Origin of the sequence: Phytobacter diazotrophicus (assembly GCF_052061655.1) — a bacterium.
Taxonomy (GTDB): domain Bacteria; phylum Pseudomonadota; class Gammaproteobacteria; order Enterobacterales; family Enterobacteriaceae; genus Phytobacter; species Phytobacter diazotrophicus.
The window spans coordinates 3,402,864-3,423,830 of record NZ_CM125428.1; the positions used below are offsets into that span (position 1 = coordinate 3,402,864).

Here is a 20,967-nt window from a genome sequence, read left to right on the forward strand (position 1 = left end):
CGGTTTTTTATCATCAGGAGGAACCATGACGCTCACGGACAGCATACTGATGTTGTTTATCGCCGCCCTGCTGGCATTTGCCATTTACGATGAACTTATCCTGCCCCGCCGTCACGGCGATACCCTGCTTGCCCTCCCCTTGCTGCGTCGCAGCCGTGTTGATGCGGCTATTTTTGTTGGCCTGTTGGTTATCCTTATTTACAACAATGTCACAAATAACGGTACGCCATTAACCACATGGTTATTATCCGCGCTGGCATTATTAGCCATTTATCTTTTTTGGATTCGTACACCCAAGATCATCTTCAAATCGCGGGGATTTTTCTTTGCCAGCGTATGGATAGAATATAACCGAATTAAGGAGATGAACTTATCTGAGGATGGCGTGCTGGTGATGCAATTAGAACAAAGGCGTTTACTTATCCGGGTGAAAAATATTGATGACCTGGAAAAGATATATAAATTAATGATTAAAATTCAATAGCTTGAATGATAACACTCACATCCCCAGTGTATATTAAATAAGCACACTTATAGCCTTTGCTATATTTCCATCGGGAAAGTGCTTAATCTTTTTAACGTTATATTCACCTATAAATCTAAATGTTAATCGTTATCAACTGGTAAATGGATTAATAATTCTCTGTTGTTGTTTTATATTCTCAAAATATGTTAATGTTGCGCCCGTCGTTGGGGAGTAGCCGATTTCCATTTACTGGAAATGTACGTGTCAACATACTCGTTGCAAAACGTGGCACGTACGGACTGAGAGTTATCCAGTCAGGCGAGACCATTGACACATCAACTGCTGTTTACTGGGGGCAGTGGTGTGTTATATGGAACTCCCGGTCAGGACGCTCGCATGAATTTATCCGCCACAATTCTTCTCGCCTTTGGCATGTCGATGGATGCCTTCGCTGCATCAATCGGTAAAGGGGCGACCCTGCATAAACCCAAATTCTCCGAAGCCCTCCGCACTGGCCTGATTTTTGGCGTCATTGAAACGCTGACGCCGCTTATTGGCTGGGGTCTGGGGATGCTTGCCAGCCAGTTTGTGCTGGAGTGGAATCACTGGATTGCCTTCATCTTACTGATGTTCCTTGGCGGCAGAATGGTGCTGGAAGGTTTTCGCGCAGAGACGGATGACACAGGGGAAGCGCCGCATCGCCACGGTTTCTGGTTGTTGGTCACTACCGCGATTGCGACCAGTCTTGATGCGATGGCCGTAGGGGTGGGTCTGGCATTCTTGCAGGTGAATATTCTGACGACCGCGCTGGCGATTGGTTGCGCCACACTGGTGATGTCCACACTCGGCATGATGATTGGTCGGTATATTGGCCCGCTGCTGGGCAAGCGGGCAGAAATTCTTGGCGGTATCGTTCTTATCGGGATCGGTATTGAGATCCTCTGGTCACACTTCGCGCCTTAATCGACGCGCTGCAGACAATGCAGGGTAAAATCGGTCTGACAGCTAAAGCGCGCTTTCGCTGCCAGTGTCTCCCGGACATCCGGTTTTGCCCGCCACGCAAAGGGCGTCATTTGCAGTAACGCGACGGCCTCGGCACCGGTTAATTCCATCTGATAACTCAGTGATTGCTGCTCTACGACGCGAAACCCTTCTATCTCGCCATTATCAGGCGCATGTAACTGCACTTCGCGGTAAATTAACCCTTTCAGCTCCATCAAGTGGCGTGGCCCAGGCGCTGCGGTAATGACCCATCCACCCGGTTTTACCACACGTACCAGTTCTTCTGCTTTGCAGGGCGCGTAAATACGTACGACAGCGTCAATGCTGTCATTCTGGAAAGGCAGGCGATGGCTGGAGGCAACGCAAAACATCACCTCCGGGTAACGTTTCGCGGCTGCCCGAATGGCGGCTTTTGACACATCGAGGCCAAACGTCCGTGCCTCTTTACGCTGCGCGACCTCAGCAAAGGACTGAGTGTAGTACCCTTCCCCACAGCCAATATCCAGTATCACCTCTGCCTGCGCAGGGAGGCGCTTCTGTAGCTGTAAAGCGATCGCATCGCGCAGCGGCTGGTAGTGTCCGGCATCAAGAAACGCACGGCGCGCCTGCATCATTTCCGCACTGTCGCCCGGATCCCGCGAACGCTTATGCTGCACGGGCAGTAAATTGACGTACCCTTCTTTCGCGATGTCGAACTGATGGCGTTGTGGACAGGAAAAGCTATGTTCGGAACGCGTCAAGGGGGCGTGACAAAGTGGGCAACTGAAGGGCATGGCAACTCCGGGACTCTTTAAAGGACGCAAGTTTACCGCCATTCGGCGCATCGGGGAATGCGAAGCCAGAAATTAAAAAGCCCCGCACAATGGCGAGGCTTTTCGCTGACATTGATACGCCAGTGGCGTCTCAAGTACCAGTGGTTTTGAAATTAGATAGCAGTTACGTTAACAGCTGCCGGGCCTTTCTGGCCGTCCTGAATTTCAAACTCAACGTTCTGGCCTTCGGCCAGAGTTTTGAAGCCGTTACCCTGGATTGCAGAGAAGTGTACGAACACATCTTTGCTGCCATCAGCAGGAGTAATGAAACCAAAACCTTTGGACTCGTTGAACCACTTAACTTGACCTTTAATCTTTGCCATTTGCAATATTCCTTAATGTATATACTTCGCCCGTAGGCATTAACTGAGATAAAACTGAGACATTACTGCTTGAGGCACTAATATAAGGTTCGGCAGAGAAGCGGTATTCAACGATAACGTGTTTACTCAGGACTTCTTTACTGAAAATGCCACACATAAACAGAACTGTACCTCGTTTGACCCAAAACGTGTTATCACACACAACGTAAATTATGGCAAGCCATTTTTAAAAAGGCCTGGATCCGTCGCACAAATTCTAAGGTTATCAATACAACCGATGCACATTTATGCATACAAGATAACCTCATAACGACAGGCAGCCCGCGTTCTGGCTCCGTTTGATAACCCATCTTTTTTACCATAGCTCAATGAGTTCCATTCGTCCACGTGGGGGGATAAAAATATTACGGCATACCTTATATCAGTAACTGCATTAACGCATACCTATGCCATTTTTCGCTAATCAGGAAGGTCTGAAATGCGCCCCTCTTGTAACTAATCAAATGTGTTGGTTTACCATCGAATATTTGTTGTGCAATTAAGCAGGAGTGTGCACCAAAATAATGAAAGTCTGATGACAGTGCCTCATTAAAAGGCAATAAAAACGTTTCGATAAAAATAAAAAATATTTAACTTCTTCTAAATAATAAATTAGTACCAGTGCTACTCGTCCGTATTTTGCAAAGAAAAAGACTGACCAATTTTCAGCGTCATGAAGTTCGTAATGTCATCTGCCGTTTCGCTTAATGCGTTATGCAACTCGCGCAGCGGCTCATCCAGTGATTCATCCGCCAGTTCAAAAACACCCCAGTGAATAGGAAATGTTAGCGGTTTGCCCAACTGCTGCCATAACGTTACCGCCTGTTGCGGATCCATATGGTTGTAGGCCATGAACCAACGAGGAGCGTATGCACCAATAGGGAGCGCTGCCAGGCTGAGTGGCCCTAACCGTTGTGGAATAGTCAGTAACGCCTCGCAGTAACCCGTGTCTCCCGGAAACCAGAAACGATGTGCACTATTTTCCACAACCCAACCACACCATAAGGCGTTATTGCGATCCCAGGGGGTGCGCATGCTCCAGTGCTGAGCTGGCACAGCCGTATACACAAGCCCCTGGAATACCACGCTTTGCCACCAGTCCAGTTCCGTCACATTGCTCGCCCCCAAACGACGGCACCAGTTTCCCAGCCCAAGGGGGACAAAAATCGTCACGTGTGGAAAACGTTGGATAAGCGCGCGCATCGTTCTGGCATCAAGGTGATCGTAGTGATTGTGCGAGATAACGATAGTGTCGAGCGAAGGGAGTTCGGAAATGGTCAGTGCAGGCGGTGTTCGTCGCTGCGGTCCGGCAAAACGTAGTGGCGATGCCCGGTCTGAGAAAACCGGATCGGTCAAAATATACTGCCCCATCAGGCGCAACAGAATTGAAGAGTGGCCTAACCACCAGACCCTGTCATCGTCGCCCTTAATTTCTGCATGCTGCCACCACTGCGCAGTAAAACTGTCATAGCCCTCTGCGGGTGGACGGGGTAGTCCTGCGGCTTTGCGCTCCTGCCGCCAACGCTTTACATCGCCAGGCGCATGACCACCTGGCGTGAGATTAGTAAATCCGTCGGGACGATGGTGAGGAAGTACGGTATTAAACCAGAGATTTTTACGCGCCATACAGCCCCTCACCTTGCGAAATTAACGCTCGGCTACCAGACGAATAAATTCGTCGTCTTTGCCTTCTTCCTCAACAACCTGTGCCGGAGCAGCGACCTCTTTTTCCGGTTCGTTCGATTCGCACAGACGACGCAACAATGCGGTCTGACGTTTTTGCTGATCTAACACTGCTTCGAGCAATTCGATTTGCTCATTAGTCCGCGAACTTGCACGATTGATAAAGAACCACAGCACCAGCCCAACCAGCAACACCACCACCGAAACGACAAAAGACGCGATATTAAGCGCGCCTGAATTCATTAATTCGTTCATTTTACCACCTCAACCAAAGAGGTACATTTTACCACTGGCAAGACGGAAGGACATCATTAACGACAAAAAAGCCCCTACCAGGGGATATATTTATTGATGACGCAAATGCCGCTGAAAAACTGAACATCCTGGTCGCACATCACATTTAGCATTTGAGTCCAGAGCAACAGGCAGACCACCAGTACGGCGATCAGTATTAGCCATCTAAACTTTTTCACTCCACTCTCCGATACTCCACTCTATGTTACCAGGTTAGCATTAGTTCCTTAAACCGCGACTAACTGTATCTCTAATCGGAGTTTTTAGGAATGCTCGGGTGTGCGGTATACCGCCAAAACGGTAGCCTGAAAACAGTATCCAAACGCAAGGAATGAAAATGCGCACTCTTATTCGGGCAATTATTGTCGTGGCACTGGTCTGGGTTGGTATTTTGCTAAGTGGATATGGCGTGCTGATTGGCAGCCATGAAAATGCTGCAGGTCTGGGATTGCAGTGTAAATACCTGACGGCTCGGGGCGTCAGCACGGCACAATATGTTCACTCAAGCAGCGGTATTATCGGACTCACACAGTGTCCGGTACTGCGCAAAAGCGAAACCGTTGTCGATAATGGATAAACAAACGCCGCCATCAAGGCGGCGTTTTCACACTCAGAACGGGTAATCGTTATAACCCATCTGTTCAGAAATCTTACGCGCAGCATGGTGAAGCATACTGACATACTCATGCAGGCGTTCCTCGGAGAAACGCAGCGTCGGGAAGGAGATACTCAGCCCGGCAATGACGACGCCGAAACGGTCAAAGACTGGCACACCGATGCAACGTAACCCTTCTTCCTGCTCTTCATTATCTTCGCCATAACCCTGCTGGCGGACGATATCGAGCATCGGTAATAAATCCTCGGTACTGGTAATGGTGCGCTCGGTACTGCGTTTGTACTCTACGCCTTCAAGGATCTGCACAACCTCTTCCTTGTCACGCCACGCCAGCAATACTTTACCAATCGCGGTGCTATACAGCGGGTTGCGGCGACCAATGCGTGAATACATGCGCAGGTTATACATAGAGTCGATTTTATGGATGTAGACAATGCTGTCTTCATCCAGCGCGCCCAGGTGGATAGTCTCTTTGGTCAGGCGAGAGAGTTCACGCATCTGAATATCAGCACTGCGGATCAGGTCTACGTTTTGCAGCGCCCGTGCACCGAGTTCGAACAGTTTAAGGGTGAGAGAGTATTTCTCTGATTCCCCTTCCTGAGCAACATAGCCCAGTGATTTCATCGTCTGCAAAAAGCGATATACGGTGCTTTTTGACATCATGACGCGCTGCGAAAGTTCGGTGATCCCGATCTCACGTTCTTCGCCAAGCGCCTGCAGAATGCCAAATACCTTCAGTACAGAAGACACAGAGTCTGGCTGTTTATCCAAATCTGCAATAGCCATTAGTCACCTCATCGCCCGTGTTTTATAAAAATCAGAATAGTTTTTTATTATAAATTTCTCGCCTGCCCGTCGCAATCCGAGTTTGGTCACTTCGTTACAAATCTGCGATATAAAACCGAAATGCGGATGATAGAATCATTATACAAATCATTGAACAAGCAAAACCCAGCTTTTCCCATGAATAAATCCACACCAGACGGCTTACCGGTCCCACAACGCTACGGGGCAATTTTAACGATTGTTATTGGCATTACCATGGCCGTACTCGACGGCGCTATTGCTAACGTTGCACTGCCTACTATTGCACGGGATCTGCATGCCTCAGCGGCCAGCTCAATATGGGTCGTTAATGCCTATCAGATAGCGATTGTCATCTCCCTGCTGACGTTATCGTTCCTCGGCGACATGTTCGGCTACCGTCGCGTCTACCAGTGCGGGCTGGTGCTTTTTACATTGACGTCCCTGTTATGCGCGCTGTCAGATTCGTTACTCACGCTGACGCTTGCTCGTGTCGCGCAAGGTTTCGGTGGCGCGGCGCTAATGAGTGTGAATACTGCATTAATTCGCCTGATTTACCCCCAGCGTCAACTGGGGCGCGGGATGGGAATCAACTCATTCGTGGTTGCTGTCTCCTCGGCAGCAGGCCCGACGATTGCCGCAGCTATTCTCTCTGTCGCCTCCTGGAAGTGGCTGTTTTTGATTAATGTGCCACTGGGAGTACTCTCGCTGGTCCTGGCGCTGCGCTATTTGCCCGCCAATGGCTCACGCAGTGCGATGCCGAAATTCGATCTCCCAAGCGCAGTGATGAACGCGCTAACGTTTGGTTTACTGATAACCGCGATGAGTGGATTCGCCCAGGGGCAATCCACCACACTGGTGCTCACTGAAATCGCCGCCATGCTGGTGATTGGCACCTTCTTTGTACGTCGGCAACTGCGTTTGCCGGTGCCTCTGTTACCCGTCGACCTGTTGCGTATCCCGCTGTTCTCATTATCGATTTGTACGTCAATCTGCTCTTTTTGCGCACAAATGCTGGCCCTCGTTTCCCTCCCCTTCTTTATGCAATCGGTGCTTGGGCGCAGCGAAGTGGAAACCGGTCTGCTGTTAACCCCGTGGCCGTTAGCGACCATGGTGATGGCACCGTTAGCGGGTTATCTCATTGAACGTGTCCATGCCGGATTATTGGGCGCGCTTGGGCTGGCCATGATGGCGTGCGGCTTGTTTGCGCTTGCGATGCTACCCACAACCCCTGCCGATGCGGATATTATCTGGCGAATGGCCCTTTGTGGGGCGGGATTTGGCCTGTTCCAGTCGCCCAATAACCATACGATTATCAGCTCCGCGCCGCGTCAACGTAGCGGTGGCGCCAGCGGCATGCTCGGTACCGCGCGTCTGTTAGGGCAGAGTTCCGGGGCGGCACTGGTGGCGTTACTCTTCAACCTGTTTGATAAGAGCGGGACGCATACATCACTCATGCTGGCAGGCATACTGGCGACCATCGCCGCTATTGTCAGCGGTTTGCGGATCACGCAGCCGCGCACGGCATAAAAAAAGCGCGTCATATGACGCGCTTTTTCATTTCAGGCGTACGCCTTATTTGAGATAAGCTCCGCTACGCAGCGCTTCGATACGCTTGTCCAGCGGCGGGTGAGTCATAAACAGCTCGCTTAACGATTTGCCTTTACCGTTAATGCAAAATGCCATCATGCTGCTGGCTTCCTGCGGCTCGTAGCTGGTTTTCAGACGCTGGAGAGCGGCAATCATTTTTTCACGGCCAACAAGTTTTGCAGAACCCGCATCGGCATGGAATTCACGGTGACGCGAGAACCACATCGTGATGATGCTGGCCAGAATACCAAAAACCAGTTCCAGCACAGTCGCTACCGCAAAGTAGATCAACGGGTTACCGTTGCTCTCTTCGCCTTCATCGCGGTTGCCGCTAAGAAAGCCTGATGCAACCTGCGCTAGAATACGCGAGATGAAGATAACGAAGGTGTTCACCACCCCCTGAATCAGGGTCATCGTGACCATGTCGCCGTTTGCAATATGGCTGATTTCGTGGGCAATAACCGCTTCGGCTTCATCACGGCTCATATTCTGCAAAAGCCCGGTACTGACAGCGACCAGCGATGCGTCACGGCGTGCACCTGTCGCAAATGCGTTGATATCCGGCGCATGGTAGATAGCCACCTGCGGCATCGCGATACCCGCCTGGCGAGCCTGATTAGCAACGGTATTCATCAGCCAGCGTTCCATGTCGTTACGCGGCTGTTCAATAACCTCACCGCCTACGGACTTCAGTGCCATCCATTTCGACATCAGCAGTGAAACAAAAGAGCCGCCAAAACCAAACAGCAGCGCCATAATCAATAATCCCTGCACGCTGCTCGACTGAATGCCCGTCAGGCTAAGCACCAGGCCGAAGACAAGCATGACGGCAAGGTTAGTCAACAGGAAGAGCGCGATACGCATCATAATTTTCTTTTAACCTCTAATTAACAAAACGCACTATGCGATTACCCACATCGTATGGTTAATCCGGCTATTTTCAAGCATCAGAGAGCCGTAAGTGACCAGAAAGACACAACTTTACATTTTGTAGCACAATGCTTACGCCATGTGGAGCTTGTTAAAAAAACAGGCACAATTTCTTGTGCCTGCTGGAGGGTTATTTTGCGGGAGCGGGGTCAGCCGCCGGGGAATCTTTTTCAAGATGGGCAAGGTCCAGCGCGATATGGACGGTCTCATCAAGATAGGGATCCGGCTCCTGGTAATCTTTCGGCAGATCTTCCAGTTTCTTCAGCTGCGGTTTGCCTTCACGTTTGAAGCGATCGTTGAGGCGACTGAGACGAATAGCATCGTCTTCGGTGTTCTCTTTTTCACGCTGCGCATAGTTCAGTGACACGATATTCTTCTTATCTTTCAGGGCATTGAAGCGAGCAATGTCCTTCATGATGTACTGGAATTCCGGGTCTTTCGCGATACGCTCATCATGTTCCTGCAGCAGCTGCGGACCAAACGGCTTCATGTCGCCATACTTCGTAAAGTTAGCCGCATTGATACTATCCCACGGCAGGGCGTTATCTTCAAACTTCTCGCCCGTTTCCGTCACTTGCGTACCCGTCGGCATGATGATGTCCGGTGTAACGCCTTTACGCTGTGTACTGCCGCCATTGACACGATAGAATTTCTGGATCGTGTACTGCACTGAACCCAGCGCAGGCCATTCCGGACGCAACATCTGGTCGTAAATACGGTTCAGCGAACGATACTGCTGAACGGTACCTTTACCGAAGGTGGGCTCACCCACGATCAACGCACGACCATAATCCTGCATCGCCGCAGCAAATATTTCAGATGCCGAGGCACTGAAGCGGTCGACCAGTACCACCAGCGGGCCTTTGTAATAGACCACGCCATCGGTATCGCTGTCTTCACGGACTTTGCCATTATTGTCGCGAACCTGAACCACAGGACCTGACGGAATAAACAGACCGGAAAGGGAAACCGCTTCCGTTAATGCTCCGCCACCGTTGGTGCGCAGATCAATCACGACGCTGCTAACGTTCTGTTTTTCGAGCTTCTGCAACTGAACCTTGACGTCATCCGTCAGACCCACATAGAAGCCAGGAATATCCAGTACGCCGACTTTTTCTTTGCCGACCGTTTTCACCGACATTTTCACTGCACGGTCTTCAAGACGAATACGTTCACGCGTCAGCGTTACAATCCGCGTCTTCGTTCCTTTACCCGCAGGCAGAATTTCGAGGCGAACTTTGCTGCCTTTCGGACCTTTGATCAGCGCAACTACGTCATCGAGACGCCAGCCAATGACATCGACCATATTCTGGCCCGTCTGACCAACACCAACGATACGATCGCCCACGCTGATGGCTTTGCTCTTCGACGCCGGACCGCCCGCTACCATCGAATTGATAACCGTGTAGTCGTCATCCATTTGCAGAACGGCACCGATACCTTCCAGAGAAAGGCTCATCTCAGTGTTGAACTGTTCCGTATTGCGTGGCGACAGATAGTTAGTATGCGGATCAATTTCGCGGGCAAACGAGGTCATCGCCAGCGAGAACACATCTTCACTGTTGGTTTGCACCAGGCGGCGAATGGCAAACTTATAACGACGCGTCAGAGTATCGCGGATCTCTTTATCATCTTTACCAGTGAGTTTGAGACTCAACTCGTCATATTTGACCTTGCCGTCCCACAGAGCATTAAGCTCAGACTCATCCTTCGGCCATGGCGCTTTGCTGCGGTCAAGGTTGAAAGTGTCGTTGCCAGAGAAATCCATCGGGCGCTCCAGCACTTTCAGTGCGTACTGGTAGCGTTCGAAACGGCGTTTTTGCGCGAGATTGTAGAGATCGTAGAAAACATCGAGTTTGCCGGTGCGGAGTTCATCACCTAACTGCGTTTTTTTCTGCGCGAATTGTGCAACATCGCTGGCCAGAAGCACGTTATGGCTGTAGTCCAGCAAATTGAGGTAACGATCGAAGATCTTTGCCGAAAAGGCTTGATCCAAATCGAATTGACGGTAGTGAGAACGGGTAAACCGCGAGGTCACACGTTCACTCACCGTCGCGTGCTGAGCCTCTTCCTTTAACACCGGAATTTGATCGGCACGGGTAATATCTTCCACTGCGAAAACCTGGCCTGTTACTAATAACAGACCAGCCAACGCTGTGCGCTTAAACAAAGTGTTCATGCCAGGCCAGGCCTCCGTTTCAGAACATCAAATGTTCTGCGCGTACAATCATCGACATACCCGAAGTAAGCTGTACGCGAACGCCATCTTTGGTGATTTCCAGGACGGTGGCGTCCATCGCATTATTACCCGCTTTAACCTTGAGGTTTTGACCTACGGTCAGTGCAGATAAATCTGAAACTGGCGTATGACGTTCTTCTCGTGGCGCACGCTGGGGTTTTGCGGCAGGTTTGTCAGTACGAGGTTTACGCTCGCTATTTTCCTTACGGCGCGGTGCCGGACGAGGTTTACGCTCACGACGCGGAGCCTCTTCCGTCTCACCTGCTGCAATGGCGGCTTCGCGTTTTTTCGCTTGTTGTTCAGCGCGTTGCGCCTGAACGCGAGCTTTGGCTTCTTCAAGCTGTTTACGGGCGTGCTCAACGTGTTGCTCATCCAGAACGCCACACGGGTTACCGTCGAGATCGACACGGGTCGCACCAGCTTTAATACCGTACAGGTAACGCCAGCTTGAAGTGTAAAGACGTAAAGCGGAACGAAGCTGAGTTTTGCTGAGATTCATCTCGCCCTCAACTCGTGCTACTAAATCCTGAAAAATACCGATTTTCAGGGGACGCGCTTCGCCTTCTGCACTGAAACAGTGAGGAAAACGTTCGGACAAAAAGGCGATAACTTCTTTACTGCTATTCAACTTAGGTTGATTTTCCATGAAATTTCCTGATTACAACGGACGTTGCCAACAAGCCGCAGGCATGAACAGGCGTCATTATAATGACGCTATCCGTAAATGCTACGTTATCCGTTGATTATCCTGCGACGCTCGCAAAGAATTTTTTATAATCGGTCTGTACAAGCGTGTTTTCCAGGTGCGAAACCAGCTCACGCAACCCTTGTTCATCCTCTGCAGTAAAGCGCGAGAACGCGACGCTATCGATATCAAGTACGCCAATAATCTGATTATTCAGTGTAATGGGCAGTACGATTTCGGCATTACTGGCAGCATCACAGGCAATATGCCCGGAGAACTGATGAACATCTTCCACGCGTTGCACGCTATTTTGTGCCACAGCAGTACCGCAAACGCCGCGTCCAACCGGAATACGCACGCAGGCAATCTTGCCCTGGAACGGCCCCAATACCAGCGTATCCCCTTCAAGGAGATAGAAACCGGCCCAGTTCACGTCGCTCAGTCGCTCAAAAAGCAGCGCGCTGGTGTTAGCGAGTGTCGCTAAGAAACTGGTTTCACCTGCCATTAACGCCTGAAAATCACGGTTTAAATCCGCGTAAAATTCTATTTTGTTCATTATCCAATCACTTTATGTCTTACTTCGGTCATGCAGTGTAGCCTATTAAAATAAGCATTAAATGCATTGATGCTCAAGAAGTTCCCATCATGAGTTAAGATAGATTTATTCCTGATTTATTCATATGCATGCAATGGCCCTGAAAAACCGACAGATAACGCCTGCTAAAAAAATGGCCGTCCACGCCATCGGCGACGCCTTGCCCCGCGCACATTATCAGCGATGTCCGCAATGCGATACGCTTTTCGCCCTTCCGGTCATGAAATCGCACCAAAGTGCATTCTGCCCCTGTTGTGATGCGAAAATTCGCGATGGTCGCGACTGGTCATTAACCCGCCTGGCCGCAATGGCCGTGACGATGATACTGCTCATGCCATTCGCATGGAGCGAGCCGTTGCTGCACTTCTACCTGCTGGGAATACGCATCGACGCTAATCTGCTCCAGGGGATCTGGCAGATGACCGCGCAGGGCGATCCGTTCACGGCCGCGATGGTGCTGTTTTGTACCGTGGGAGCGCCGCTGGTGCTGGTCGCCGCGATCGCCTACTTATGGTTCGGTAACATACTGGGGATGAACCTCCGTCCGGTTCTGCTAATGCTGGAAAGGCTAAAAGAATGGGTCATGCTAGATATTTATCTGGTGGGCATCGGTGTTGCCTCGATCAAAGTGCAGGACTATGCCTTTCTGCAACCAGGTGTTGGCCTTATCGCTTTTGTTGCTCTGGTGATTTTAAGCATTCTGACGTTGATTCACTTGAACGTGGAGCAGCTCTGGGAGCGTTTCTACCCGCAACGACCGGCAAATCGTCCTGATGAAAAGTTGCGTATTTGCCTTGGATGTCACTTCACCGGCTTTCCGGATGCGCGTGGTCGCTGCCCGCGTTGCCATATCCCCCTGCGCTATCGCCGCCGTCAGAGCGTACAAAAATGCTGGGCTGCGCTTATCGCGTCGTTAATTTTTCTGTTTCCGGCTAATCTTCTTCCCATCTCGGTGGTTTACGTCAATGGGGCACGACAGGAAGACACGATTTTGTCCGGCATTATGTCACTGGCAAACAGTAATGTTGCCGTTGCAGGCGTCGTGTTTATCGCCAGTATTCTGGTGCCGTTTACCAAAGTAATCGTGCTGTTTACACTGCTTCTTAGCATCCACTTCAAATTTGAACAGGGGTTACGTACACGCATCCTGCTTCTGCGCTTTGTGACCTGGATTGGGCGTTGGTCCATGCTCGATCTGTTTGTCATCTCACTGACAATGTCACTGATTAACCGCGACCAGTTACTTGCTTTTACCATGGGACCGGCTGCGTTTTATTTCGGCGCAGCCGTAATATTGACTATTCTTGCTGTGGAATGGCTGGACAGCCGCTTACTTTGGGATGCACATGAGTCAGGAAACCCCCGCTTCGCCGACTGAGGCGCGTATAAAAACAAAACGCCGCATTTCACCTTTCTGGCTGCTGCCGGTCATTGCGCTGCTCATTGCAGGCTGGCTGGTTTGGGGAAGCTATAAAGATCGCGGTAATACCATCACCATCGATTTTATGTCTGCCGACGGTATCGTCGCAGGCAGAACGCCGATTCGTTATCAGGGTGTTGAAGTGGGCACCGTTCAGGATATACGCCTGAGCGAAGACCTGAAAAAAATCGAAGTGCGCGCCAGCATCAAAGCCAATATGAAAGATGCCTTACGCAGTGAGACGCAGTTCTGGCTGGTCACGCCAAAAGCCTCGCTGGCGGGCGTTTCCGGGCTGGATGCGTTGGTTGGGGGTAACTATATCGGCATGATGCCCGGTAAAGGGGAGCCGCAAGAGCATTTCACCGCCCTCGACACGCAGCCTAAATATCGCCTGAATAATGGCGAACTGATGATTCATCTTCATGCCCCGGATCTGGGCTCGCTTAACAGCGGGTCGCTGGTCTATTTTCGAAAAATTCCGGTCGGGCGCGTTTACGATTACTCCATCAATAACAACAAACAAGGCGTCACTATTGATGTGCTGATAGAGCGCCGGTTTACCAATCTGGTGAAAAAAGGCAGCCGCTTCTGGAATATTTCCGGTGTCAAAGCGGATGTTAGCCTGAGTGGCGCAAAAGTCGAGCTTGAAAGCCTCGCCGCGCTGGTCAATGGCGCAATTGCATTCGACTCTCCGGACTCATCACAGCCAGCGACCCAGGATGATGAGTACGGTCTTTACGAAGATCTCGCCCATAGCCAACGCGGCGTTCTGATCAAGCTTGATCTCCCTGGCGGCGATGGGCTGAAAGCAGGCTCGACTGCCCTGATGTATCAGGGGTTGCAGGTGGGTCAGTTAACCAAACTCAATCTCAACCCCGGTGGCGCAGTGACCGGTGAAATGACGGTGGATCCAGGCGTCGTTAATTTACTGCGCGACAATACGCGTATCGAAATGCGCAGCCCCAAAATTTCACTTGATAACCCCAATGTCAGTTCGCTGCTGACAGGCACTACGCTGGAACTGGTACCTGGTGAAGGTGAACCCCGCAATCACTTTGTGGTGCTTCCGGCGACAAAAAATTTGTTGCAGCAACCCGGGGTCATCACCCTGACGCTCACCGCCCCGGAAAGCTATGGCATTGACGCCGGACAACCGCTGATTTTACATGGCGTGCAAGTCGGCCAGGTGCTGGAGCGAAATTTAACCAATAAAGGCGTTTCGTTTGCCCTGGCTATCGATCCGCAGTACCGCGAACTGGTGCACGGTGATAGCAAGTTTGTGGTTAACAGCCGTATTGACGTCAAAATGGGGCTGGATGGCGTGGAGTTCCTCGCCGCCAGCGCCAACGAATGGCTCAGCGGCGGTATTCGCATTCTGCCCGGCAGTAAAGGCGAGATGAAGTCCAGCTATCCCTTGTTCGCTAATCTCGATAAAGCCCTGGAAAACAGCCTGAGCGACCTGCCGACAACCACCCTGACGCTCACCGCCGATACTCTGCCGGATGTGCAGGCAGGCTCGGTGGTGCTCTACCGTAAATTTGAAGTCGGCGAGATCATTACCGTGCGTCCCCGCGCCGATGCGTTTGATATCGAGGTACATATCAAGCCGGAATATCGTTCGCTGCTGACCAGCAATAGTGTTTTTTGGGCCGAAGGCGGGGCGAAAGTACAGTTGAACGGTAGCGGCCTGACGGTGCAGGCGTCGCCCTTGTCCCGTGCTCTGAAAGGAGCCATCAGTTTCGATAATCTCAGCGGCGCCAGTGCCAGCGCCCGTAAAGGCGACAAACGTATTCTGTACGCCTCAGAGACCGCCGCACGCGCCGTGGGAAGTCAGATAACCCTGCACGCCTATGATGCCGGAAAACTGGCTACGGGTATGCCGATTCGCTATCTGGGCATTGATATCGGACAGATTTCGAATCTCCAGCTCATTGCTGACAGAAGCGAAGTCCAGGCAACCGGGGTACTCTACCCTGAATATGTGCAGACTTTTGCCCGTGGCGGCACCCGTTTTTCTGTTGTCACACCGCAAATCTCTGCGTCGGGTGTTGAGCATCTTGATACGATCCTGCAACCCTATATCAATGTTGAACCCGGTCACGGCGAGGCGCGTCGCGATTTTGAAATTCAGGAGACCACCATCACCGACTCCCGTTATCTGGACGGTTTGAACGTGGTGGTTGAAGCACCGGAGGCCGGTTCGCTGAATATTGGCACGCCTGTGCTGTTCCGTGGGATCGAAGTGGGTACTGTCACAGGCCTGATGCTCGGTTCCCTGTCAGATCGTGTAATGGTTGGGTTGCGGATCAGTAAACGTTATCAGCACCTGGTGCGAAATAATTCCGTCTTCTGGCTGGCTTCCGGCTATTCGCTGGACTTTGGCCTGACCGGCGGCGTGGTGAAAACCGGTACCTTTAACCAGTTTATTCGCGGTGGAGTGGCCTTTGCCACGCCGCCGGGAATCCCACTGGCACCACAGGCGCAACCAGGCAAACATTTCCTGTTGCAGGAAAGCGAGCCTAAAGAGTGGCGTCAATGGGGTACCGCCCTGCCACGCTAATGCCTTGCCGCTCCGGCGTGCCCGCGCCGGAGCGAGTATGTTACACTGCGCCCCTCTCTGCTTTCCTTGGTATAACCTGTGGCTCAAAACGCTGTTTATCTTCCTGACGAATTTCTGGCACAAATGCGTGATTTACTGCCAGCCCATCTCTCCTTCGACGCATTTATCGCGGCCTGCCAGCGGCCTTTACGACGCAGTATAAGAATTAATACGCTCAAGATTGCCGTTGAGGATTTTCTGACGCTGATTGCACCTTATGGCTGGCAACTGACGCCGATTCCGTGGTGTGCCGAAGGGTTCTGGATTGAGCGGGATGATGAAGAAGCGCTGCCGCTCGGTAGCACCGCAGAACATTTAAGCGGCCTGTTTTATATCCAGGAAGCCAGTTCCATGCTGCCGGTTAGCGCCCTGTTTGCCGATGGCGAAATGCCCGAACGAGTCATGGATGTTGCGGCGGCTCCAGGTTCAAAAACCACCCAAATTGCCGCACGTATGGGCAATCGCGGCGCCATCCTCGCCAATGAGTATTCCGCCAGCCGCGTGAAAGTACTGCACGCTAATATCAGCCGCTGCGGTGTATCTAATGTCGCGTTAACCCATTTCGATGGCCGCGTCTTCGGCCCCGCGTTGCCAGAGATGTTTGATGCCATTTTGCTTGATGCGCCCTGTTCTGGCGAAGGTGTGGTGCGTAAGGATCCGGATGCATTAAAGAACTGGTCACATGCCAGCAATCTTGAGATTGCCGCAACCCAACGCGAATTGATCGATAGTGCTTTTCATGCTCTGCGTCCGGGCGGCACGCTGGTCTATTCAACCTGTACGCTAAATCGCGATGAGAACGAAGCCATATGTCACTGGCTAAAAGCGCAATATCCTGACGCAGTGGAGTTTTTGCCCCTTGATATGCTGTTTGCGGGCGCGCAACAAGCGCTGACGGAGGAAGGTTTTTTACATGTCTTCCCACAAATTTATGACTGCGAAGGGTTCTTTGTCGCACGGTTGCGTAAAACCGCGGCTATCGCACCGCTGCCCTCCCCTGGTTACAAAGTGGGTAACTTCCCGTTTGCCCGTATGAAGCCTAAGGAAGAGGCGCAATTGGTTAACGCAGCGGCCTCTGTTGGCCTGCACTGGCACGAAGACCTGGTACTGTGGCAACGGGATAAAGAGGTTTGGCTCTTCCCGGCACACATCGAGCCGCTTATTGGCAAAGTGCGCTTCTCACGGCCTGGTATCAAGCTCGCTGAAAGCCATAATAAAGGTTATCGCTGGCAGCATGAGGCCGTCATCGCCCTGGCGGGAGTGGATAACCCGCTCGCCTTTGAACTCACGCATCAGGAGGCGGAAGAGTGGTATCGCGGGCGCGATGTTTATCCGGAAACCCCTCCGGCAAAAGACGATGTTATCGTGACTTATCAGCGCCAACCGCTGGGTCTGGCGAAAAAAGTGGGCAGCAGACTTAAAAATAGCTATCCACGCGAACTGGTAAGGGATGGCCGTTTGTTCGCCAGCAATACGTGACGGCGAGCAAAAAAACAGCATTTTCTGACTGGCATCTTGCTCTGTGTTGTACCAGGCTGAATGTTGGGCGGCTGCACTGGTCGTACCACATGACTACCATCAACGGAGAGCATTATGACGAAAGCCAACGTGCGCATTGGCGCATTCGAAATCGATGATGCCGAGCTGCAAGGAGAAAAACAGGGTGAGCGAACGTTGCGTATCCCTTGTAAATCCGACCCGGATTTATGTATGCAGCTTGACGCCTGGGACGCGGAAACCAGCATTCCGGCGATCCTTGACGGCGAACATTCAGTTTTATACCGCGAGCATTACGATCAGAAATCTGATACCTGGGTCATGCGTCTTGCCTGATTCAATGGGAACCCGTCCATGAGACGGGTTATTTACCTGCCTCATTTCCCCTGCCTCCAATCATCCCCTACAATTACATCATGCTGTAATGAACCGAGGATGGAATGTTCGCTCTGGTCTTGTTTGTTTGCTACCTGGACGGTGGGTGTGAGGACATCGTTGTGGATGTCTTTAATACCGAACAACAGTGTCTTGTCGCTATGGAAGTACAACGTCTGCGCTATGGCGGATGCTATCCGGTAGAAGATTTTATTGACGGCTTCTGGCGCCCTGCCCAGCAGTACAGTGATTTTTAACTACTGTACCTGCACTAACGTCATTTCACCGCCGAAGACAGCGCCGGTATCAATGTAATGCTGATTGGTAGCATCTACGCGATGTTTAAGCGGCGTATGGCCAAACCAAAAGTGGTCTGCCCCGGCAATGGCTCTCCCCTTCCCCGCCAGATGTTCACTCAAACGCTCACGACGCCAGAGTACCGATTCTTTGTCTACGGGTTTTTGCCACGCATAATGATCGGACGGATAATCGGCATGGGCGATAATATTGACCCCGCTGGCGCAGTGGAGCTCAATAATGTAAGGCAATTGCTCGCATTCCCGTAGCGTATCGTAAGCCCTGTGCTGTTCCTTTTCGCTGAGGTTACTGAACCAGGCGCCGCCATTGAATGACCAGAGAGTCATATCACCCGCGTTAAGCGCATCGATAGCCATCTGCTCATGGTTTCCCCTGACCGTTTTAAACCATGGCCGCTTAAGCAATTGCAGGCACTGCAGACTGTCAGGCCCACGATCAATTAAATCGCCAACGCATATGAGTAAATCCTTATAGGGATCAAAATGGCGCTCGCGCAGTTCATACAACAGACGCTGATGGCAGCCGTGCAGATCACCTACGATCCAGATATGCCGCCAGGTATTCCCATCGATACGTTGATACATAACTCCCCCTTATTTTTAGTATAGAAAGGAGACTTGACTCTGCGTAATCATGTTCACATTCGGTGCAACTTAAATCCTCGTTAAACGAACCCGAAATAAACCACAGCGTTCAGGTTAATTTGCCACGGCGTAATCCCTAGAATAGCTATTGAACATTCAGAGGGTCCTACCGTGTCTAATATCAGTCTGCAAGAAAAACACCTGCAAAATCACCATCAGCATATTATTCGCGAGCTGGTCTCCGGACGTCTGGTTCCTGGCCCTATCTGGACTAAACGAAATTATCGCCTTAAATTCCTGCTCCGTTCGCTGTTGTTCTGGTCTTCAACGGTAAAAATGCTGAGCGCATTATCGCAACGTCCGGGATTTGAGCGTTTACTGAATGCCCAGGTGACACTGCCGAGTAAATCGCATCGTCAATATCTGACGCTGGGGCTCAATGCGGCAAAGCGTGCCGATGCGATTGTTAGCCACTATCAGTGGGTTGACAGTTGCCTGTCAGCCAGGGCTGCCGATGCAATGACCGCCGTCAACCATCAGCACATCTTGCAATGCAAAGGTAAAGATGATACCGAATTTAACGTTTTTGCCTCCTGCGCCCATAAAGCAGAGCGTGAAGGCGAAAGCACCCTGTGGCTGTATGACGGCAACAATGTCCTGCTGGCGAGCGCCACATTCAGCGTGATCGAGGAAAAAGGCCAGCGTGCCTTAGTGATTGGCGGTCTGCAGGGTCCCCGCAGAAACATCTCCCATGAAGTCATCAAAGTGGCAACACGTGCCTGCTACGGTATTTTCCCTAAACGTTTGCTGATTGAAGTGCTGTGGCAGATGTGCGCGCACACCGGCATTAGCGCGGTTTATGGCGTTAGCGATGATGGTCATGTCTTTCGCGCGTTGCGTTACCGCTTTAGCAAAGGTCGCCATTTCCATGCCAGCTATGATGAGTTCTGGGCATCTATTGATGGTGAGAAAGATAATGCCTGGCGCTGGCGTTTGCCATTAATGCTGGAACGGAAACCGCTTGAGAGTATCCCAAGTAAGAAACGTGCCGAATATCGCCGCCGCTTCCAGTTACTCGACGATATGAATAGCAGTCTGGCCGATTTTTTCCGCTAAATATTGAGGGCAGTGGCATCACCACTGCTCTTTTTAATTACTGTTGGTATCAATATCTTATTTACTCTCATTTCCATTGCCAGTAATTATTATTTTATTCCTATTACTCACTAAATATCCCCACACCAACATTCAACAAATAACGTGCTATTTTCTGGCACATATTGCCGAGCAGCAGGTGATCACACGAATTGATGTAGCGCATCCGTATAGTAAAAAAAGAGATGAAACGACTAAAACGTAACGATATATCTTTCAAGGCTTTTTTTTCATGCTACTGTGGTTTTTCCATTTAACGGCCCGGAGGGGCTATTCCAACCTTAAAATTCGTTTGTCCTGTCTGCAAAGGAAACTCGTTTTTTTTCACGCAATTTTGCCCGGATAAAAATTACCCTCACGGTGCAATTTGTTCAGGGTGTGGCTCACGTCTCACGGCAAAAGCCTGTATTCCAGTCAGACGGAGATGGCCTAAAAAAGCCTCCTGATGCGAGGCCTCGACGTGAGGCCTTTGTAACACGTGCAAAATCATTTATGCGCCATCTGCAGACCACGGGAAAATCATTTCCCGCACAGACCACGGTTTAATCCAGTTGTTGGTGGCAGGTTAATAAAACTGACGAATGGCCTGTTCAGTTTCACGCGTAGTGACTAATTCAGAAAACTTGGCTATCAGGAACTCTTTGCCATCCAGCACATACGTTTCGATCGGCATATCAAGGAAGGAGCGCTGATCATTTCTGTAGCTGACCTTCTTTAGGTCGTCCGCCACCGAGATGTGATCGACCTTTCCACCGGGGAGTATTACCACAACATCTTTGCTCATGTCGTTATCCTCAGTTGTTTAAATTGCATACGACATTAGCACAGCCTTTCGGTCATCGTCTCTTGTTATGTTCAGGCGTCATGACAAGGTTGAAGGAGAAAGCGGCGACGCCATTACGGTAACCCGCTCGCCGCTCACCCATTTCACTTCGAGACTT

The 20,967-nt window shown here is 51.0% G+C and carries 22 protein-coding genes, 1 pseudogene and 1 riboswitch; of the genes and pseudogenes, 10 read left to right on the forward strand and 13 right to left on the reverse strand.

Annotation, left to right across the window (positions count from 1 at the left end; genetic code table 11):
* Positions 1-25 precede the first annotated feature (25 nt).
* Both ACS0RQ_RS16525 and mntP read left to right on the forward strand, forming a co-directional pair.
* Positions 26-484 (forward strand): DUF986 family protein, encoded by a 459-nt coding sequence (locus ACS0RQ_RS16525; RefSeq protein ID WP_271850958.1) that lies wholly within the window; start codon positions 26-28, stop codon positions 482-484.
* Between the two features lie 196 nt (positions 485-680).
* Positions 681-856: riboswitch (yybP-ykoY riboswitch) on the forward strand.
* Between the two features lie 6 nt (positions 857-862).
* Positions 863-1,429, forward strand: a complete 567-nt coding sequence (gene mntP, locus ACS0RQ_RS16530) for a manganese efflux pump MntP (RefSeq protein ID WP_193795762.1) — start codon at positions 863-865, stop codon at positions 1,427-1,429.
* Here mntP and rlmA read toward each other — a convergent pair.
* The 6 genes and pseudogenes from rlmA to mgrB form a co-directional block, all read right to left on the reverse strand.
* Complete coding sequence (rlmA, locus tag ACS0RQ_RS16535; RefSeq protein WP_271850959.1) at positions 1,426-2,241, reverse strand: 23S rRNA (guanine(745)-N(1))-methyltransferase; 816 nt, start codon at positions 2,239-2,241, stop codon at positions 1,426-1,428. The two genes, mntP and rlmA, sit on opposite strands and share 4 nt — an antisense overlap.
* Before the next feature lie 152 nt (positions 2,242-2,393).
* Positions 2,394-2,603: a transcription antiterminator/RNA stability regulator CspE gene (gene cspE, locus ACS0RQ_RS16540; RefSeq protein ID WP_001062678.1), complete on the reverse strand. Its 210-nt coding sequence runs from the start codon at positions 2,601-2,603 to the stop codon at positions 2,394-2,396.
* A 12-nt stretch (positions 2,604-2,615) separates the two neighbouring features.
* Positions 2,616-2,760 (reverse strand): annotated as a pseudogene (locus tag ACS0RQ_RS16545) (DUF2627 domain-containing protein).
* A 506-nt stretch (positions 2,761-3,266) separates the two neighbouring features.
* Entirely contained in the window at positions 3,267-4,268 is a 1,002-nt protein-coding gene (locus tag ACS0RQ_RS16550; RefSeq protein ID WP_271850960.1) for an MBL fold metallo-hydrolase, read from the reverse strand.
* Between the two features lie 21 nt (positions 4,269-4,289).
* A complete protein-coding gene (locus ACS0RQ_RS16555; RefSeq protein ID WP_271850961.1) occupies positions 4,290-4,580 on the reverse strand; it encodes a YebO family protein in 291 nt (96 codons plus the stop codon).
* A 74-nt stretch (positions 4,581-4,654) separates the two neighbouring features.
* Positions 4,655-4,798, reverse strand: coding sequence for a PhoP/PhoQ regulatory lipoprotein MgrB (gene mgrB, locus ACS0RQ_RS16560; protein ID WP_072039749.1), 144 nt, complete (start codon positions 4,796-4,798; stop codon positions 4,655-4,657).
* A gap of 158 nt (positions 4,799-4,956) precedes the next feature.
* Here mgrB and ACS0RQ_RS16565 point away from each other — a divergent pair, with 158 nt between their 5' ends.
* The gene (locus ACS0RQ_RS16565; RefSeq protein ID WP_039079538.1) at positions 4,957-5,196 is read left to right on the forward strand and encodes a YobH family protein; all 240 of its coding nucleotides are present in this window, start codon (positions 4,957-4,959) and stop codon (positions 5,194-5,196) included.
* Positions 5,197-5,229: 33 nt separating this feature from the next.
* Here ACS0RQ_RS16565 and kdgR read toward each other — a convergent pair whose 3' ends face one another.
* Complete coding sequence (kdgR, locus tag ACS0RQ_RS16570; protein WP_039079539.1) at positions 5,230-6,021, reverse strand: DNA-binding transcriptional regulator KdgR; 792 nt, start codon at positions 6,019-6,021, stop codon at positions 5,230-5,232.
* 177 nt (positions 6,022-6,198) lie between these two features.
* Here kdgR and ACS0RQ_RS16575 point away from each other — a divergent pair, with 177 nt between their 5' ends.
* Positions 6,199-7,569: an MFS transporter gene (locus ACS0RQ_RS16575; protein ID WP_271850962.1), complete on the forward strand. Its 1,371-nt coding sequence runs from the start codon at positions 6,199-6,201 to the stop codon at positions 7,567-7,569.
* A gap of 45 nt (positions 7,570-7,614) precedes the next feature.
* Here the strand turns inward: ACS0RQ_RS16575 and htpX are convergent, their stop codons facing one another.
* The 4 genes from htpX to ACS0RQ_RS16595 form a co-directional block, all read right to left on the reverse strand.
* On the reverse strand, positions 7,615-8,496 hold the full coding sequence (gene htpX, locus ACS0RQ_RS16580; RefSeq protein ID WP_271850963.1) for a protease HtpX: 882 nt from the start codon (positions 8,494-8,496) through the stop codon (positions 7,615-7,617).
* A gap of 193 nt (positions 8,497-8,689) precedes the next feature.
* Complete coding sequence (gene prc, locus ACS0RQ_RS16585) at positions 8,690-10,738, reverse strand: carboxy terminal-processing peptidase (protein WP_039078755.1); 2,049 nt, start codon at positions 10,736-10,738, stop codon at positions 8,690-8,692.
* A 19-nt stretch (positions 10,739-10,757) separates the two neighbouring features.
* Entirely contained in the window at positions 10,758-11,444 is a 687-nt protein-coding gene (proQ, locus tag ACS0RQ_RS16590) for an RNA chaperone ProQ (RefSeq protein ID WP_039078754.1), read from the reverse strand.
* 97 nt (positions 11,445-11,541) lie between these two features.
* The gene (locus ACS0RQ_RS16595) at positions 11,542-12,039 is read right to left on the reverse strand and encodes a free L-methionine (R)-S-oxide reductase MsrC (protein ID WP_039078753.1); all 498 of its coding nucleotides are present in this window, start codon (positions 12,037-12,039) and stop codon (positions 11,542-11,544) included.
* 133 nt (positions 12,040-12,172) lie between these two features.
* On the opposite strand from ACS0RQ_RS16595, the gene yebS reads away from it, so the two are divergent.
* From yebS to ACS0RQ_RS16620, 5 genes are all read left to right on the forward strand, one after another.
* Entirely contained in the window at positions 12,173-13,456 is a 1,284-nt protein-coding gene (gene yebS / locus ACS0RQ_RS16600; protein WP_271850986.1) for a membrane integrity lipid transport subunit YebS, read from the forward strand.
* The gene (locus ACS0RQ_RS16605; protein ID WP_271850964.1) at positions 13,425-16,058 is read left to right on the forward strand and encodes a PqiB family protein; all 2,634 of its coding nucleotides are present in this window, start codon (positions 13,425-13,427) and stop codon (positions 16,056-16,058) included. Before yebS ends, ACS0RQ_RS16605 begins: the two co-directional genes overlap by 32 nt.
* Positions 16,059-16,136: 78 nt before the next feature.
* The gene (rsmF, locus tag ACS0RQ_RS16610; protein WP_334634196.1) at positions 16,137-17,576 is read left to right on the forward strand and encodes a 16S rRNA (cytosine(1407)-C(5))-methyltransferase RsmF; all 1,440 of its coding nucleotides are present in this window, start codon (positions 16,137-16,139) and stop codon (positions 17,574-17,576) included.
* Positions 17,577-17,690: 114 nt separating this feature from the next.
* Positions 17,691-17,930 (forward strand): YebV family protein, encoded by a 240-nt coding sequence (locus ACS0RQ_RS16615; protein WP_039078750.1) that lies wholly within the window; start codon positions 17,691-17,693, stop codon positions 17,928-17,930.
* Positions 17,931-18,034: 104 nt separating this feature from the next.
* Positions 18,035-18,226, forward strand: coding sequence for a YdfD/YebW family protein (locus ACS0RQ_RS16620; protein ID WP_271850966.1), 192 nt, complete (start codon positions 18,035-18,037; stop codon positions 18,224-18,226).
* On the opposite strand, the gene pphA is transcribed toward ACS0RQ_RS16620, so the two are convergent.
* Positions 18,227-18,871: a protein-serine/threonine phosphatase gene (gene pphA, locus ACS0RQ_RS16625; RefSeq protein ID WP_271850967.1), complete on the reverse strand. Its 645-nt coding sequence runs from the start codon at positions 18,869-18,871 to the stop codon at positions 18,227-18,229.
* Between the two features lie 171 nt (positions 18,872-19,042).
* Here pphA and ACS0RQ_RS16630 point away from each other — a divergent pair, with 171 nt between their 5' ends.
* Entirely contained in the window at positions 19,043-19,987 is a 945-nt protein-coding gene (locus ACS0RQ_RS16630) for a VirK/YbjX family protein (RefSeq protein WP_071195201.1), read from the forward strand.
* A gap of 604 nt (positions 19,988-20,591) precedes the next feature.
* Here ACS0RQ_RS16630 and ACS0RQ_RS16635 read toward each other — a convergent pair.
* Positions 20,592-20,810 (reverse strand): hypothetical protein, encoded by a 219-nt coding sequence (locus tag ACS0RQ_RS16635; RefSeq protein WP_039078747.1) that lies wholly within the window; start codon positions 20,808-20,810, stop codon positions 20,592-20,594.
* Between the last annotated feature and the right edge of the window lie 157 nt (positions 20,811-20,967).

Bases quoted from the DNA above. Each gene is read 5' to 3' on its own strand.
- ACS0RQ_RS16525 (WP_271850958.1), top strand. From the start codon at position 26: ATGACGCTCACGGACAGCATACTGATGTTGTTTATCGCCGCCCTGCTG.
- mntP (WP_193795762.1), top strand. From the start codon at position 863: ATGAATTTATCCGCCACAATTCTTCTCGCCTTTGGCATGTCGATGGAT.
- rlmA (WP_271850959.1), bottom strand. From the start codon at position 2,241: ATGCCCTTCAGTTGCCCACTTTGTCACGCCCCCTTGACGCGTTCCGAA.
- cspE (WP_001062678.1), bottom strand. From the start codon at position 2,603: ATGGCAAAGATTAAAGGTCAAGTTAAGTGGTTCAACGAGTCCAAAGGT.
- ACS0RQ_RS16550 (WP_271850960.1), bottom strand. From the start codon at position 4,268: ATGGCGCGTAAAAATCTCTGGTTTAATACCGTACTTCCTCACCATCGT.
- ACS0RQ_RS16555 (WP_271850961.1), bottom strand. From the start codon at position 4,580: ATGAACGAATTAATGAATTCAGGCGCGCTTAATATCGCGTCTTTTGTC.
- ACS0RQ_RS16565 (WP_039079538.1), top strand. From the start codon at position 4,957: ATGCGCACTCTTATTCGGGCAATTATTGTCGTGGCACTGGTCTGGGTT.
- kdgR (WP_039079539.1), bottom strand. From the start codon at position 6,021: ATGGCTATTGCAGATTTGGATAAACAGCCAGACTCTGTGTCTTCTGTA.
- ACS0RQ_RS16575 (WP_271850962.1), top strand. From the start codon at position 6,199: ATGAATAAATCCACACCAGACGGCTTACCGGTCCCACAACGCTACGGG.
- htpX (WP_271850963.1), bottom strand. From the start codon at position 8,496: ATGATGCGTATCGCGCTCTTCCTGTTGACTAACCTTGCCGTCATGCTT.
- prc (WP_039078755.1), bottom strand. From the start codon at position 10,738: ATGAACACTTTGTTTAAGCGCACAGCGTTGGCTGGTCTGTTATTAGTA.
- proQ (WP_039078754.1), bottom strand. From the start codon at position 11,444: ATGGAAAATCAACCTAAGTTGAATAGCAGTAAAGAAGTTATCGCCTTT.
- ACS0RQ_RS16595 (WP_039078753.1), bottom strand. From the start codon at position 12,039: ATGAACAAAATAGAATTTTACGCGGATTTAAACCGTGATTTTCAGGCG.
- yebS (WP_271850986.1), top strand. From the start codon at position 12,173: ATGGCCCTGAAAAACCGACAGATAACGCCTGCTAAAAAAATGGCCGTC.
- ACS0RQ_RS16605 (WP_271850964.1), top strand. From the start codon at position 13,425: ATGAGTCAGGAAACCCCCGCTTCGCCGACTGAGGCGCGTATAAAAACA.
- ACS0RQ_RS16615 (WP_039078750.1), top strand. From the start codon at position 17,691: ATGACGAAAGCCAACGTGCGCATTGGCGCATTCGAAATCGATGATGCC.
- ACS0RQ_RS16620 (WP_271850966.1), top strand. From the start codon at position 18,035: ATGTTCGCTCTGGTCTTGTTTGTTTGCTACCTGGACGGTGGGTGTGAG.
- pphA (WP_271850967.1), bottom strand. From the start codon at position 18,871: ATGTATCAACGTATCGATGGGAATACCTGGCGGCATATCTGGATCGTA.
- ACS0RQ_RS16635 (WP_039078747.1), bottom strand. From the start codon at position 20,810: ATGAGCAAAGATGTTGTGGTAATACTCCCCGGTGGAAAGGTCGATCAC.